Annotated in this window: 17 protein-coding genes; 3 read left to right on the top strand and 14 right to left on the bottom strand. The window is 67.0% G+C overall.

Annotated features, from left to right (window positions below; genetic code table 11):
- Positions 1 to 2: 2 nt before the first annotated feature.
- The 5 genes from ASF57_RS13590 to ASF57_RS13570 all read right to left on the bottom strand — a co-directional run bounded on the left by ASF57_RS13590 (position 3) and on the right by ASF57_RS13570 (position 3,980).
- Positions 3 to 1,241 (bottom strand): hypothetical protein, encoded by a 1,239-nt coding sequence (locus ASF57_RS13590; protein ID WP_056484124.1) that lies wholly within the window; start codon positions 1,239 to 1,241, stop codon positions 3 to 5.
- A 131-nt stretch (positions 1,242 to 1,372) separates the two neighbouring features.
- A complete protein-coding gene (locus ASF57_RS13585; protein ID WP_056484574.1) occupies positions 1,373 to 1,897 on the bottom strand; it encodes a DUF2937 family protein in 525 nt (174 codons plus the stop codon).
- A gap of 66 nt (positions 1,898 to 1,963) precedes the next feature.
- Positions 1,964 to 2,143 carry a hypothetical protein gene (locus ASF57_RS26960; RefSeq protein WP_244476930.1) on the bottom strand — a complete coding sequence of 60 codons (180 nt, stop codon included), beginning with the start codon at positions 2,141 to 2,143 and terminating at the stop codon, positions 1,964 to 1,966.
- A gap of 116 nt (positions 2,144 to 2,259) precedes the next feature.
- Positions 2,260 to 3,261, bottom strand: a complete 1,002-nt coding sequence (locus tag ASF57_RS13575) for a hypothetical protein (RefSeq protein ID WP_056484118.1) — start codon at positions 3,259 to 3,261, stop codon at positions 2,260 to 2,262.
- Positions 3,262 to 3,296: 35 nt separating this feature from the next.
- Entirely contained in the window at positions 3,297 to 3,980 is a 684-nt protein-coding gene (locus ASF57_RS13570) for a YoaK family protein (protein ID WP_056179465.1), read from the bottom strand.
- A 168-nt stretch (positions 3,981 to 4,148) separates the two neighbouring features.
- Here ASF57_RS13570 and ASF57_RS13565 point away from each other — a divergent pair, with 168 nt between their 5' ends.
- From ASF57_RS13565 to ASF57_RS13555, 3 genes are read left to right on the top strand one after another with little or no spacing between them, the layout of a single operon-like run.
- Positions 4,149 to 4,577 (top strand): response regulator, encoded by a 429-nt coding sequence (locus ASF57_RS13565; RefSeq protein ID WP_056179462.1) that lies wholly within the window; start codon positions 4,149 to 4,151, stop codon positions 4,575 to 4,577.
- A gap of 45 nt (positions 4,578 to 4,622) precedes the next feature.
- On the top strand, positions 4,623 to 4,985 hold the full coding sequence (locus tag ASF57_RS13560; protein WP_056179460.1) for a hypothetical protein: 363 nt from the start codon (positions 4,623 to 4,625) through the stop codon (positions 4,983 to 4,985).
- Between the two features lie 55 nt (positions 4,986 to 5,040).
- Positions 5,041 to 6,114, top strand: a complete 1,074-nt coding sequence (locus tag ASF57_RS13555) for an ROK family protein (RefSeq protein ID WP_056484114.1) — start codon at positions 5,041 to 5,043, stop codon at positions 6,112 to 6,114.
- Positions 6,115 to 6,132: 18 nt separating this feature from the next.
- Here ASF57_RS13555 and ASF57_RS13550 read toward each other — a convergent pair whose 3' ends face one another.
- The 9 genes from ASF57_RS13550 to ASF57_RS13510 all read right to left on the bottom strand — a co-directional run bounded on the left by ASF57_RS13550 (position 6,133) and on the right by ASF57_RS13510 (position 14,378).
- Positions 6,133 to 6,741, bottom strand: a complete 609-nt coding sequence (locus ASF57_RS13550; RefSeq protein ID WP_056484110.1) for a DUF2939 domain-containing protein — start codon at positions 6,739 to 6,741, stop codon at positions 6,133 to 6,135.
- Between the two features lie 20 nt (positions 6,742 to 6,761).
- Complete coding sequence (locus tag ASF57_RS13545) at positions 6,762 to 7,319, bottom strand: RNA pyrophosphohydrolase (RefSeq protein ID WP_056484106.1); 558 nt, start codon at positions 7,317 to 7,319, stop codon at positions 6,762 to 6,764.
- 61 nt (positions 7,320 to 7,380) lie between these two features.
- Complete coding sequence (locus tag ASF57_RS13540; protein ID WP_156376124.1) at positions 7,381 to 8,601, bottom strand: divergent polysaccharide deacetylase family protein; 1,221 nt, start codon at positions 8,599 to 8,601, stop codon at positions 7,381 to 7,383.
- 134 nt (positions 8,602 to 8,735) lie between these two features.
- Entirely contained in the window at positions 8,736 to 10,058 is a 1,323-nt protein-coding gene (locus ASF57_RS13535; protein ID WP_056179446.1) for a S41 family peptidase, read from the bottom strand.
- On the bottom strand, positions 10,058 to 11,350 hold the full coding sequence (locus ASF57_RS13530; RefSeq protein WP_244476929.1) for a peptidoglycan DD-metalloendopeptidase family protein: 1,293 nt from the start codon (positions 11,348 to 11,350) through the stop codon (positions 10,058 to 10,060). The genes ASF57_RS13535 and ASF57_RS13530 overlap by 1 nt, the downstream gene beginning before the upstream one ends.
- A 44-nt stretch (positions 11,351 to 11,394) precedes the next feature.
- Positions 11,395 to 11,898, bottom strand: coding sequence for a 23S rRNA (pseudouridine(1915)-N(3))-methyltransferase RlmH (gene rlmH, locus ASF57_RS13525; RefSeq protein WP_056484101.1), 504 nt, complete (start codon positions 11,896 to 11,898; stop codon positions 11,395 to 11,397).
- A 13-nt stretch (positions 11,899 to 11,911) separates the two neighbouring features.
- On the bottom strand, positions 11,912 to 12,253 hold the full coding sequence (rsfS, locus tag ASF57_RS13520; RefSeq protein ID WP_338011489.1) for a ribosome silencing factor: 342 nt from the start codon (positions 12,251 to 12,253) through the stop codon (positions 11,912 to 11,914).
- A gap of 172 nt (positions 12,254 to 12,425) precedes the next feature.
- Positions 12,426 to 13,049, bottom strand: a complete 624-nt coding sequence (locus ASF57_RS13515) for a nicotinate-nucleotide adenylyltransferase (RefSeq protein WP_056484098.1) — start codon at positions 13,047 to 13,049, stop codon at positions 12,426 to 12,428.
- A 30-nt stretch (positions 13,050 to 13,079) separates the two neighbouring features.
- Entirely contained in the window at positions 13,080 to 14,378 is a 1,299-nt protein-coding gene (locus ASF57_RS13510) for a glutamate-5-semialdehyde dehydrogenase (protein ID WP_056484572.1), read from the bottom strand.
- Positions 14,379 to 14,426: the final 48 nt, after the last annotated feature.

Here is a 14,426-nt window from a genome sequence, read left to right as displayed (position 1 = left end):
GGTCAGGCCTTCAGCGCGGAGGGCAACAGACTGGCCTTGGGCCGGCGGGTTCGGAACTGCCCGCGCTCCACCGCCACGAAGACCAGGATGGCGACCGCCAGAGTGGTGAGCCACCACATCACGGTCATACCGACGCCGATACACGCGATGACGAACGCGGACGCGAAGGCCGCCATCGCTCCCGGCACCAGAACGGAGGCCTCGCGTCCCGCTCGGCGAATGGCGGCATACAGGGCGAACGCGGCGGCGAAAGCGCCCACCAGCCCGAGTTCGTACCAAAGTTCGAACAGCAGGGTGCGCGGCGCATTCATCGGCAGCAGGTTGACGAAGCGGCCGCGCAGGGCCGTCTCCAGGCCGTGCCCGGTGATGAGGCGCACCGGCTCGCTGGTGACGATCGTCTGCCATGCCTTTAGGCTGAGGACGCCGGGGGCGCGGCCGCCGAACAGGGTCGCGCCGATCGGGCGCGCCAGGAACGGGAGAACCGGACCGAGCACGAGAAGCGCCGCAGCGGTGCCCGCCAGGAGACGCGGAGTGGAAACCGGCCGGAAGGCGGTGAGCGCGAAGGCCACGGCTCCGATCGCGAGCGCGACCAGGGTCGTCGGGCCCGGGGAAATCAGGAGCGCCACCGACACAACCAGGCCGAGGCCAAGTGCCTCGCCATTGCGCCCGCGCGACCGAAGCCATGATACGGCAGGCCAGACGAACAGGATGAGAAGGATCAGACCTCGGTCCAGGATGGAATCCTCATCGGCGCGCAGGAAGCCTTGGCCGAACGGCCCTTGTCCCGTGAGCCCGAGCCCGATGGCGAACAGGGCTGCCGCCGCGACGCCCACCGGCAGGAGGTAGAGGTTGGCCGAACGCATCCGGTCGGGGAGAGCAAGATATCCCCCGATGGTCATCAGCAGGGTCGCGACGAGGTTGAGAAGCCGCTCGGTGGCGAGACTGAGGAACGGAGTCCAGATCAGCGACAGCGCCGACCACAGGATCACCAGGGCGCCGGCCAGGAAAGCGGACGAACGAAGCAGGCGCGTCGAGGCCGGCCGGACCGAACGGGACTTGCCGTCAATGGCGCTGGCCAGCACCAGCAGCGCAATGGAGATCGGTGCGAGGATCACGACCGCGCGCCGGGCGACTTGAGCGGCGACCGGCATGACCACGAACAGGCCGATGAAGCCGATCCGGCGCAGAAGCGCGGCGGCGTCGAGGGCTGGATCGATGGAGGTGATAGGCGCGCGCGGCATGGGTTCGATTAAGGCCGTGAATCGACGCCAGGATGGGGCCCGCGTGCTGAGGCACAGACCCTAGTCCACCCAGTTCGGCTGGGCTGTAGACGTCGTGCAACAGTCGGGCCTCCGCGGCCCGGCGCTCTGGTTCATGCCCGCCGGGGCACGGGTCGCGTGCGTCGGCCGACGACGCGCTGGCCGAGATCCACAAGCAGGCGAAGACCCGCCCAGGCGACGAGAAAGCCGAGCAGTCCTGCCGTCACGCCATCGGCCGTCGTGGGAATGGCGGGCGCGTAGTCCTGATAGGTTGCGCGCGCGAGAGCGAGGTCGGGATCACGCAGCAGGACGACGACGCGTCCGAGAGGCCCGGCTGCCTCTGCGAGCGCTTGGCGCTGCCGGGTCAACGCAGCGAGGCGCGCGATGTCCTGGCGAGCTGCCTCGCCGCGGCGGGCCACCAGTGCATCGCCGTCGCTGCGCAGGCGTGCGACAGCATCGTCCCGGCTTCGGCCAGTCGCGACAGCATCGGCTTCGAAGCCGGAGACGAGACGGCGGAGTTCATCAAGGGTGCCGCCGAGTCGCTGGGCATATTGCTGAGCGAATTCCGGGGCCTGCGCCGCGATGGCGCCAACGAGGAGCCCGAGGGCGAGCCCGAGAGTGCGTAGGACGCGAAACATCGGCACCTCTGCGCGCTTGCGGGTGTGGTACAAAGCGTGGCGGCACGGCCGGTTCCGGTCGTTCCATCACGCCTCGCGCTCGCCCTCCTCCCTGGCGAACGCTTCGACGATGTCGGCCTCCGTAATCTCCGGCATCGCACGCACGACCTTGATGGCACGAGTCGGCCGTCCGGACACCATGATGAGGATCACAGTCTCCAAGCCGGGGCAGGCCGGATCAGCACAGACAATCTCGCTGGCCTTCACGACGGCAGAATCCGGCAGGGCGCCACAACGTCGGACCCAGGCGACGATCGCCGCGCGGGCCGCCTGATCCGCAGGGGGGCGGCGGGCTCCAAATCCTAGCAAGGCCACGATGCGCCTCAGGCCGGAAGGTTGAGGATGCCGGCCTGCCCATCGGCGCAGCCAAAGGCAAGACGATTGCCGCGCCCATCCCAGGCCAGGGCCGAGATGGCGCTGTCTTTGACCGCCCGGCGCACCAGCAACTCGGAGGCGTCCGCGAATCGCACGAGCAGGATGCAGCCGTCCTCGTAGCCAACGGCCAACACGAGTGCCTTGGGGTGAAACGCGACGCGCGAGACGCGCGCCGGGCGCACGCCGCACTCGCGGGGGGCCTTACCGGTCGGGCCTTCCTTCGAGTCGAACGGCCAGACGATGGCCGCCTCGGCGCCGCTCGTAGCGAGCCAATGGCCGTCGCCCGACCAGGACACCGAGCGCACCTTCGCCGGGTAGCCGGACATCCGCATATGGCCGCGGTCGGGCTGAAGGCGCCAGCCATGCAGGGAGTTCTCTTGCATGGTGGTCACCACAAAACGACCGTCCGGCGACCAGGTCACGTCGATATGAGACCCCTTCCACTCGACGAAATCGGGCGCGGTTTCGAGGTTCGGATACCAGAGGGTGGCGCCGTTGTAGTGTGCGACCGCGAGCCGGTAGCCCTTTGGCGCGAACGCAAGCCCGCGCGCTGTGGAGGGAGCCGCGAAGGTCTTCTCGCGGCCTTTGGCATCACGGGCGACGACGTTGCGGCCGGCCGCATAGGCGATGCCACCATCGGCATGCAGGGCCAGAGCGTCGATCCAGGCGCCGTTCTTCACGCTCGCAACCTCGATGGCCTCGCCCCGGCCCGATATCGCCACAACCCGTCCGTCATCGCCTCCCGTGACGAGGCGGCGCCCGTCACTGGCGCCCACGAGAATACCGGCGTCCGGATGCGCCTCCACCCGCTTGGCTTCTTCATCCGACACGACAAGAACGGCGCCGTCGCCGAGCGCGAACGCAACCGTGTCCTGCAGCCAGACCGCCTGCGTGACGTGAGCGCCGGCCACAACCGGCATGACGTGATCGAGGAGGGAGGGGGCTCTCATGCGGACAGATCTCTCGAAGCGCGAAACTCGCGGCCTCACCTCGCAACGATCTTGGTGCCGCTCCCCTTGGACACGGGAGTGCGCGCGATCAGGATCGTCGCGACGAGCGCGAGGACACCGGCGATGCCGGCGGGGATAGCGAGGGCATACAACGCCAGCTTCCCATAGGCGACCGTTCCGGCGATCGATCCGATCAGGAGCGAGAACCAGACGACGGCATCGCCGACCCAGGCCAGACGGGCGCCGCGGCGTGCGAGTGCCAGCGCCAGTTTCTGCCCGAAGCCGAACAGCGCTCCCGTGACGAAGGTGGTTCCGGCCCGGAAGCCCTGAACATGCGAGAGCACGGCGTTCTGCGCACCCATGGCGAGGGCCAGCATGAGGGACGCGATGCCGGAATCGGGAGCCGCCGTCGCAGCCTGGAAGGCCGCACTCACCACCGCCGTTTCAAAACCGAGGATGACCGGCGTGACCCAGCGCGCCGGGGTCAGGGCCGAGAGGCCGCCGCCGCAGATCCCACCAAGCAGGAACGCGAGAATCAAGAGCGCCGGCAACAGCGCGTGGTGCAGGTTGCCGTGTCCGAGCGAGACCGCGAACTGGGTGGTATTTCCGCTCATGAACGAGGTGTAGAGGCCGCCGAGCCGGATGAAGCCAAGAGCGTCGACGTAGCCTGCAAGGGCCGTGAGGACGACTCCGAAGCCGAGATGCCAGGTACGGGTCATGGATGCTGCGCGCACCCGTTCACCACCGAGCCCGCAAGGTTAAAGCTTCGCTTACCAAGTCCGCGCAATTGGAGTGAATGGCAGCGAACGATGCCGACCGGCCGCCCGTTTGTCTTGCGATCCGGCACGGGCCTCAGGGCCTCACGCCGGGTGAGTCGGAGTTGCGTCATGATTTCCTTCGCTTGCGCTTTTCCCACCGTGCCCGCCTTCCGTCCGCGCATCGCCACCGAGACCGTTCTGGTGGTCGAGGATGAGGCGATGGTTTGCGAACTGGCTGCCGAGGCCTTGCTCGACGAGGGCTACCGGGTCCTCACGGCAGCCGATGCCGACGCGGCCGAGGACATCCTGGCGCGGGAACGGGTGGACCTGCTCTTCACCGATATCGATTTGGCTCGCAACACGAACGGCATCGCGTTGGCGCATCGCGCGCGCCGGCACTTGCCGAACCTGCCAGTCGTCTACACCTCGGGGGGGCGCGGACATTTGTCCCAGGCCGATGCGGTCGCGCATTCCATCTTCGTTCCCAAACCTTACCGGCTGAGCCAGCTCGTGGCCCTCGCCAACGAGATCCTGCGTTCCGACCCTCAGCACGCCTGAACCGGCCGCGCATCGTGCGCGCGCCGCCCCCCCTGGAGCACCACGATGCGCACCCCCCTCGCCACTGCCCTCGTTCTTTTCGCCAGCGCTGCCGCGGCACAGGCCGCCTGCGATGTGAAGGGCGCGAAGCTCGAAGAGGCGATCGCGGCGAAGAGCGAGCTGCGTGAAACCGCCAATAAGCAGACGGTGCGCGACCTGCGCACCCTTCGGGATGCCGCCATCGTGCTCGAAACCTACAAGTACGCCGCCGAGTGCGAGCGCCTCGTGGAGATCGTGCGCGCGCTGGCGGCCAATCCCGAGAAAACGATCGAGCGCGGAGGCGATACGGACGAGGACAAGGCCGAGGATCTCATGGAAGCCCGCGAGCCGAAGGCTCCGACCGCCGGAGAAACCCTGAAGCCCAAATAAACGGCTTGGGCGTTGAGGTGCGCATGACAGCGAGGCGAGGGGCAGACGAATCGGCATGGTCAAGGATATTCAGTTCCGCGAGGCGGGTCTCGCGCACGCGGCCCAGAGGCTGCCCTCCGTCGTAGTCGACGACTACAACATCGAGCTGAAGGACGGTGACGGCTTCATCGGCGATCGGGTCTCCAAGTCAGCTTTTCGCGAGATGCTGGAAGCGTGCCGCGACAGCCTACGCGCGCTCGGTCCCGATCCTCTCGGCGACAAGAAGAGCTGTGATTTCTCGAAGCGGCGCCTCGACCAGATTCTGGTCGCCGACGACCCGCTCGCCTCAGGCGTCGTGTTCAGCGCTATCGAGGGCTTCGGACAGGAACTCGCGCGAGTGGTCAAGATCTTCCTGAACCAGGACGGGTGGGCCGGAACGCAGGCGATCGTGGTCGGCGGCGGGTTCAGCGACAGCCAGGTCGGCTACCTCGCCATCGGTCGAGCCGGTGTCCTCCTGCGCGCAGCGGGTATCGATGTGACCCTCGAGCCCATCCGGCACCATCCCGACGAGGGCGGCCTGATCGGTGCGGTGCATCTGGCGCCCGCATGGATGTTCGCGGGATATGACAGTCTGCTCGCCGTTGACATCGGTGGCAGCAACATCCGTGCCGGCGTGGTGACGACGAACCTGAAGAAAGCGCCGGACCTCTCTCGCAGCGAAGTGTGGCGCTCGGAGATCTGGCGACATCGCGACGAAGATCCGATGCCGAGTCGGGACGAGGCCGTGGACCGGCTGATCGGTATGCTGTCGGATCTCATTCGCCGAGCGGACCGGGCCAGCTTCAGCTTGGCTCCCTTCATTGGCATCGGCTGCCCGGGCATGATCGAGGCCGATGGTACGATCAAGCGTGGTGGCCAGAACCTGCCCGGACACTGGGAAGGCGACGACTTCAACCTCGTGGAGCGGATCGCGGCAGCAATCCCCAGGATCGGCGATCACGCCACCATGGTGGTGATGCACAACGATGCCGTCGTCCAGGGACTGAGCGAGGTCCCGAATCGCCAGGATGTGACCCGCTGGGGGGTGCTCACCATCGGCACCGGGCTCGGTAATGCCCGATTCACGAACCGGGGTGCGGACGAACCCTGATCGGCAGCGCCTGAGCTGTCAGCGCGTCTTCGCGCTGGTGCGTACGAAGGACTGGGCGATGCGCTCGCGCAGCTCTTCGTTCAGTTCGATATCGACGAGGCGCCAGGACCAGCCGCGGAGGCGCAGGCGGATCCGTAATCGCCGATCCCTCCCCGCCTCAGGTGGTATGCCGATCACGACGGTGCGGAACCCGCGCATCTCGGAGGCGAGATAGAACGGGATCAACCGCCGGACGCTTTCGATGTGCAGGCCACCTGCGGGCTTGGTCTTCGGCCCATCGCGTCCAAGCTCGACGGATTGCGGCCAACCGTCGTCCAGGAGGTCGACCACCGTAGCGGGTGTCACCAGAGCCTCGGCGATTGGGATCGCCAGGGCGGCGGCGGCCTCGGCGATGCGCTGCCGATCCCGGGGCTCGACATCGGGTGCCGCCGGATCGCGCGCCTGGGCCGCCGCGACCGCCTGCCGGATGACCGACAATCGGAGAGTCCGGAAATTGACGTGCCGGGCGATGTAGTCCGTGTCGTGGGCCTGAACAGCGCGGGCCAGATCGTATAGGGCCCAGAGCGGGGTCAGCGTGAACGCGAACCAACCGATGACCAATAAAATCGGAATCGACCACCAGCGCATCGTGACCCGGCCTCAGGCGATCACGTGGCGGCGTTCCATGTGGTGAGCCCCACGAAGGCATCCACCACACCCTCGTAGACCGGACGCTTGAACGGAACGATCAGGTCCGGCAGGCCGGACATCGGCTCCCACCGCCACGCATCGAACTCCGACGGGAAAGCCCCCTCGCCCGGATTCGCAACGTCGATCTCGTCGTCGGAGCCAACGAAGCCGAACGCGAACCACTTCTGGGTCTGGCCCCGGTATCGCCCCTTCCAGGCCTGCTTCAGCACGGCCGGCGGTAGATCGTAGGACAGCCATTCCGGCGCCTCGCCGAGGCGGACGACCGACGCCGAGGAAACATTGGTCTCCTCGTAGAGCTCGCGCAGCGCCGCGGCCTCGGGGTCCTCGCCGGCGTCGATCCCGCCTTGAGGCATCTGCCAGGCACGACCATCAGCAACGTGCTCCGGACCTGCATCTGCCCGGCGCCGTCCAATGAAGACGAGCCCAGCGCGCGAGATCAGAGTGATACCGACGCAGGAACGGTACGGAAGATCGGCGCCGTCGGCGGTCGGAGATGCGGTCATGGCGGGGACCATAGGCAGGCCGGTGAGGTGTCGCAACGCACGAAACGGCGTCGCCACGCAATTCAGAGTGGGGTCATGGCCGGTTGCTGGTCAGACGGGTGCCTGCACCGCTGCCGCCCAGGGTCACGCTGACGGGGACAAGCCTGATCCCCCGCATCTCCGCTTCGGCGGCCCAGCGGGCGATTCGGTCGATGCTCATCGGGAGCGCGCTGGCAGAGGCGAAAGCGAACCCCTTCTGCCGCGCCTGAGCTTCGAGGCGAGCCAGCTCCCGATCAATGGCGTCGGGACGCGGAAGAGCGTCGAGGACGATCTCGGCGCGGGCGACAGGCACTTTCGCTTTGGTAGCCAAAGACGCTGCCAGTGAGCGCGGCGAGGTGCCGTCATCGACGAAGCCGAGGCCACGGGCACCGATCTCGCGCAAGATTGGCTCCAAAGCGGCCGGGTCGCTCGTGAGTTTGGCACCCATGTAGTTCACGATCCCGATGAACCCGGAGAACCGGCTCATCACCCAGCTCAAGCGATCGAGATTCTCGGGCGGACGCGAGCTGGTCAGCAAGGTCTGTGGACCAGGGTCGCTGTCGGGATAGTCGAAGGGCTCCATCGGGGCCTGAAGCAGGGCTTCGTGCCCGGCTTCGCGGGCTCGCGCGACGGTTCGCTCAAGATCGCTGCCATAGGGCGCGAAGGCGAGGCTGACTGCCGGTGGAAGCCGGGTGATGGCGCTGGCCGTGGCCGCTTGGCTAATTCCGAGACCCGAGACCAGAATGGCAACCCGAGGGCCGGCTCCGCCGGTATCGGGCCGCGCATAGACGTCGAGCGCACGCAATCGGCCTTCGCCGAGACGCGGTATGTTGCCGTGGCGGCCGCGCTCGACGAGGCGCGGATCGGGAGCGGCGCTCAGGCGGATTGGTGCCGCGGAAGGGACCTGGATCACGACCGCGTCGGTTGGCGCCGCCGTTCCGGTCGGGCGCACCACCGTCACACCGGAGGCGTTCTCGACATCGCTGGCACTGCTGGAACCTGATTTCGGACGTTCGACATTGGCTTGCACCTGGGCCGAAGCTTCGGAAGCAGCCTCCGACTGGCGCAGCGCAATGATCGCGGTAGCGCTCGGCTCGCCGCCTCCAGGATCGCCCACGACCATGAGGATGCTGGTACCCAGGACGAGACCCGCCACGAGGCCGCCCAGCACCACCGGGGCGGTGACGCGCGCCTGCCGTAGCGACCGCAGCCGGGAACCGGCTTTGGGCTTGCCGCCGAGCGGTCGGGTCAGGATGTCGTCGGTGGCCACGCGCAGCCGCTTCCCCAGGCTCCCGGTCCGAGGTTTGTGGCGGTTCCGCCCGAAACGGCGACGGCCCCCAACATCGGTCCTGAACCGACATTGGGGGCCGCGGTGGTTAAGGCTTCGCTAAGGGCCGCCGGGCATCCGCCTCAGTTCGGCACAACTGCCTTCGGCGTGTTGGCCGCGCCCTTCTGGATTCCACGCAGGAAATCGAAGGCTGCCGTGAGCTGCTTGTCCTTGGCCGGGTCCGGCGGAACGTAAGCAGACGACCCGCCGCGCTCCTCGACGTCCTTCTGCTTCAGGTGCCCCTTCAGGCCAGCCTCGCCCTTGGTCTCGTCCTTGCCCTTCAGTTCGTCCGGCACTTCCTGCAGGACCTCCTGATCCGGCTCGATCCCCTTGGCCTGGATCGAACGGCCCGACGGCGTGTAGTAGCGCGCGGTGGTCAGGCGGAGTGCACCGCTTCCGCCGAGCGGGATGATCGACTGCACGGAGCCCTTGCCGAACGACCGGGTGCCCAGCACCGTGGCACGCTTATGATCCTGCAACGCACCGGCAACGATCTCGGAGGCCGAGGCGGAACCGCCATTGACCAGGACAACAATGGGCTTGCCCTTGGTCAGGTCGCCGGCCTTGGCCGAGAACCGCTGAGTCTCGTCCGGATTGCGGCCGCGGGTCGAAACGATCTCTCCGCGATCGAGGAAGGCATCGGAGACCATCACGGCCTGGTCGAGAAGGCCGCCGGGATTGTTGCGCAGATCCAGCACATAGCCCTTGAGCTTGTCGGCGCCGATGTCGGTATTGAGCTTATCGATCGCGGCACGCAGGCCATCGAAGGTTTGCTCGTTGAACTGGGTCAGGCGGATGTAGCCGATGTCGCCGCCCTCGGCGCGCGAGCGCACCGGCTTGATCTTGATCACGTCGCGGTTCAGCGTAACCTCAATGGGGTCCTTAGACTCCTTCCGGCTGATCTTCAGCTTCACGGGCGAGTTCACAGGACCGCGCATCTTGTCGACGGCCTGGTTCAGGGTAAGGCCCTGAACTTGATCCTCGTCGATCTGAGTGATGATGTCGTTGGTGAGGATACCGGCCTTCGACGCGGGGGTGTCGTCGATCGGCGTGACGACCTTGATCAGGCCATCCTCCATCGTGACCTCGATACCTAGGCCGCCGAACTCGCCGCGTGTCTGCACCTGCATGTCGCGGAAGCTCTTGGAGTCCATGTAGCTCGAATGCGGATCGAGCGAGGTAAGCATGCCGTTGACGGCCGCCTCGATCAGCTTCGCCTCGTCGGGCTTCTCCACATAATCGGTGCGGATTTTCTCGAACACGTCACCGAACAGGCTGAGTTGACGGTAGGTCTCGGCGGAGGCCGCAACCGCGCTCGTCCCCGAGAGAAGGCGGGTCTGGGTCGCGACCATGGAAGACCCGACGCCGAGGAACGCGCCGACTAGAACGAGGGAAACCTTGCGCATTATCCGCGAACCTTCTCGCTGGGGCTTTTCGCCCACCAAGGCTCCGGGTCGATGGAGCCGCCGTCTTTTCTGAACTCAACGTATAAGACCGGATCGCTGCGATCACCGCCCGCCGCTTCGGGACTGGTGCCGCCCTCCCCCATCGCCGCCACCGGCTCGCCCGCGAGCACGAACTGGCCGACCTCGACGTTGATCTGGTCCATCCCCGCCAACAAGAGATAGTAGCCATCGCCGGCGTTGATGATCAAGAGTCGCCCGTACGACCGGAACTGGCCGGCAAAGGACACCCAGCCATCGGCCGGTGAGGAAACCACCGCTTTCGGCCGGGTCGAGAGCGATATGCCGCGGGTGCTTCCGCCATTACCATCGGGCTGGTTGAAGCTGCGCAGGAGGGCGCCGCTGACGGGGCGTGGAAGGTCCCCCCGCGTGTCGACGAAACGGACCTTCGGCGCCAAGCGAGCCGGGTCACGCGCCGCGGCGACCGCGAAGCGTTCCTGGGTGGCGCGGACCTCGCGGGATTCGGCGGCCCGGGCCTCCTCGGCGGCCCGGCGCGCCGACGCGACCTCCCCCTCCATCCGGTCGAGCAATTCCTTCAAGCTTCGAGCCTGAACCGAGAGTTCGGCAGTGCGGGTCCGCTCGGCGGCCAGCCCGCTCTCGACCTCGGCCTGTCGTGTCCGGCGCGCCGCGATGAGAGCATTCAGGCGCTGCTGTTCCCGCGCCCAACCCGCCAGATCGTTGGTCAACCCTTCGCGATCGGCAGCGATGAGACCCTTCAGGCGGACGAGTTCGGTCAGGTCGCCGGCCAGGGTCTCGGCTTCCCCGCGCAATTCGGGCACGACTGCACCAAGCAGCATCGACGTGCGGATGACCGCGAGCACATCCTCGGGACGGACCAGGACCGCCGGCGGCGGCCGGCGACCCATGCGCTGGAGCGCGGCAAGGATCTCCGCGATAACGCCCCGCCGGGATTCGAGCGAGCGCCGAAGTGCCGTCTCACTGGTTCCGAGGGTCTTCAGGCGGTCCTCGAGTCGGCTCATACGAACTTCGGTGGCCTGGGCCTGACGCGCGGCATCGACGAGGGCGGTGTTCAGCTTGGCCCGGTCGCCGCCGATGGCGGTAATCTCCGCCTCGAATTTGGCCCTGGCTCCCGTACTGGCCGCAAGCGCGTCTTCGATGCGCTTCAGGTTGTCGGCGCGGCGGGTCTTCTCGTCGAGCGCGTTCTGGACAGCCTCCGGCGTCGAGGGCTCCTCGGCGCGGGGTACGCACGTGAGAGCGAAGAAAGCGGCCATCATCAGGCCGCTCCTCACCCCAGTACGTCTACGTCGGGTGCCCGATGTCATCGGTCGTCGAGGTTTCCGCGGTGATACGGGTGGCCGGCAAGGATCGTCAGCGTGCGGTACACCTGCTCCAGGGCGAGGACGCGCACAAGCCCATGCGGCAAGGTGGCGGCTCCGAACGACAGGGCCAGTTCGGCACGTGACCGGACGGACGGGTCCAGACCATCAGCGCCCCCAATTGCGAGGATGAGGGCTGAGCGTCCTGCATCACGCCAGCTCCCGACACGCTCCGCGATGAGCTCGCTGGTCAGATCGGAGCGTCCGCGCTCATCGTAGACAGCCAGCACGGCACCGGTTGCGGAAGCAAGCCCAAGGATGGCCGCCCCCTCCTCGGACGCACGGTCCTGTGCGCGCCGTGCGCGGCTCTCGGGAATTTCGGCGATGTCGCAGGCTGCGAACCCGAGTCCCCGCCCGACTTGAACGGCTCGCTCACGATATCGCGCGGCGAGATCTCGTTCGGGACCGGGCTTCAGACGGCCAACTGCCGCGACCAGCAAGCGCACGATGCGCTGGACTTCATTCGGCCAGGGCAGCGGCGGGACGGTCGGCCCCCCACATTTTTTCCAGATTGTAGAAGCCGCGCACTTCCGGTCTGAAGATGTGCACGATGATGTCGCCGGCATCGATCAACACCCAATCGCAAGCCGGAAGCCCCTCGACCCGAGCCGTACCAAGCCCTTTGGACTTGATCTCCTGGAGGACGCGATCCGCGATCGCGCCGACATGGCGCTGAGAGCGGCCTGACGTGATAATCATCGTATCGGCCAGGGAGGTTCGGCCCATGAGATCGATCTCAATCGTCTCCTCGGCTTTCATGTCCTCGAGGCATTCGAGGGCGAGGCTCCGGAGATCGTCGATCTTCCGGTTGGTGGATTCCTCGGAGCCCGGGGCTCCGGTGTGGACCGCGTCGTTCAGCGTCTGGGTTCCTGCAATCGCCATCGTCATCCCACCATCGTACTCCGAATAGGGATAAAGTGGAACGTGGCTCTTGCCTTTTCCATCGAAGGCACCCGCCGTCTCGTACAGACGCCTATGCGAACACGTCTGGGCCGGCTCGCAGAGCCGTGGACGAGAGGGTCGAACGCGGCCCGTGGAGGAAAACCCAAGCTGGAGCTGCGCGATCAGACAAGCTTGCCGCGTTCGATTCCGCGATGCGCCAGCGCGCAAGGACGTGGGCGGCGCGAGCGGCCGGTGCGGTCAGGGTGAAGCCCGGACGATCGACGATGGCGAGCGGCATCAGGGCGGCGATCTCCAAATATCCCTGCCAGCGGTGAAATGTCGCGAGGCTGTCGGCTCCCATGATCCAGACGAACCGCACAGCCGGATTTCTCTGTGTGAGGAACCGCAAGGACTGACGGGTGTATCGGGCGCCGATCTGCGACTCGAAATCCGTGACCCGGATTCGGGGATGGTCGGCGACGCGCTGCGCCCGTTCGACCCGGCGGTTGATGGCAGCGAGGTCGCCCCGATCCTTCAACGGGTTACCTGGCGTCACCATCCACCAGATCGCATCAAGCCGCAGCCGCTTCAGGGCGACGAGGCTGACATGCCGATGTCCGAGATGCGCCGGATTGAACGAGCCCCCGTAAAGACCGATGCGCAGGCCCGGCGAAACGGGTGGCAGATGCGCCGGGCCCGACGCCTCAAGGCGCATCGCGCCTCGATCGGATCGCGGGAGTTGGCGTCAAGGGCGCGTCTGCCCGTTGCCGTGAACCCGGTACTTGAAGGTGGTCAGTTGCTCGACCCCCACCGGCCCACGTGCGTGCATGCGTCCGGTGGCGATGCCGATCTCGGCACCAAAGCCGAACTCCCCGCCGTCGGCGAACTGGGTCGAGGCATTATGTGTGACAATGGCCGAATCGACCTCCGCCAGGAAGCGTGAGGCTTCCGTCAGGTCATCGGTGATGATCGCGTCGGTGTGATGCGATCCGTTGGTCTCGATATGTTCGATGGCGGCATCGAGACCGTCGACGACCCGAACCGAAATGATGGCGTCGAGATATTCGGTGCGCCAATCGACCGGCGTGGCGGCACTGACGCGGGCATCGATCGCCTGCGTGGCCGAATCGCCGCGCACGGCGCATCCGGACTCGAGAAGCGCAATGACGAGCGGCGCCAAATGCGTGTCGGCGCAGGCGCGGTCGACAAGCAGGGTTTCGGCGGCCCCGCAGATGCCGGTGCGCCGCATCTTGCTGTTAAGAACGATGGTGCGGGCCATCTCGAGGTCCGCGCCCGCCGCGACGTAGACATGGCAGATACCGTCGAGATGGGCGAAGACGGGGACGCGAGCTTCCGCCTGCACCCGCTCGACCAGCCCGCGCCCGCCGCGCGGCACAATGACGTCGATACCACCGTCGAGGCCGGACAGCATGGCGCCGACCGCCGCGCGATCCCGGGTCGGCACGATCTGGATGGCGTCGGCCGGAAGACCCGCCGCCTCCAGCCCTGCCCGCATGGCACGCGCAATGGCCATGGCAGAGCGGTGGCTGTCGGACCCGGCGCGCAAGATCGCCGCATTGCCCGCTTTAAGGCAGAGCGCGCCCGCATCGGCCGTGACGTTGGGCCGACTCTCGAAAATGACGCCGATGACGCCGAGAGGCACGGCAATGCGTTCGATCAACAAGCCGTTGGGCCGCTCGAAGGCAGCGATCTGCCGCCCCACCGGATCAGGGAGCGCTCCGATTTTGGCCACCGCGTCGGCAATCGCCCCCAGACGCCCTTCGTCCAGGGTGAGGCGGTCGAAGAGCGCCTGGGTCTGGCCCGCGGCGCGGGCCGCCTCGACGTCGAGAGCGTTTTCCGCCAAAATCGTGTCTCGTTCCGCCCGGAGGCGTTCGGAGATGAGGCGAAGCGCGGTGTCCTTGATCTGAGCTGGAGCGAGAGCGATCTTGCGGGCCGCAGCACGGGCACGCTGGCCCAGGGCGTTCATCTCCGCGGAGAGATCGGCGGGGGGCGTAAACTCAGATCGCAGGTTCAGAACGGGCACGGCCTTCATCCTCGCGACCGTCGCGATGGCACGCGGCCGCCTTGTGTT

Origin of the sequence: Methylobacterium sp. Leaf117, from assembly GCF_001422985.1 — a bacterium.
GTDB lineage: Bacteria > Pseudomonadota > Alphaproteobacteria > Rhizobiales > Beijerinckiaceae > Methylobacterium.
The sequence above is the reverse complement of the archived record's forward strand: the minus strand, read 5'-3'. Positions and strand labels throughout refer to the sequence as shown.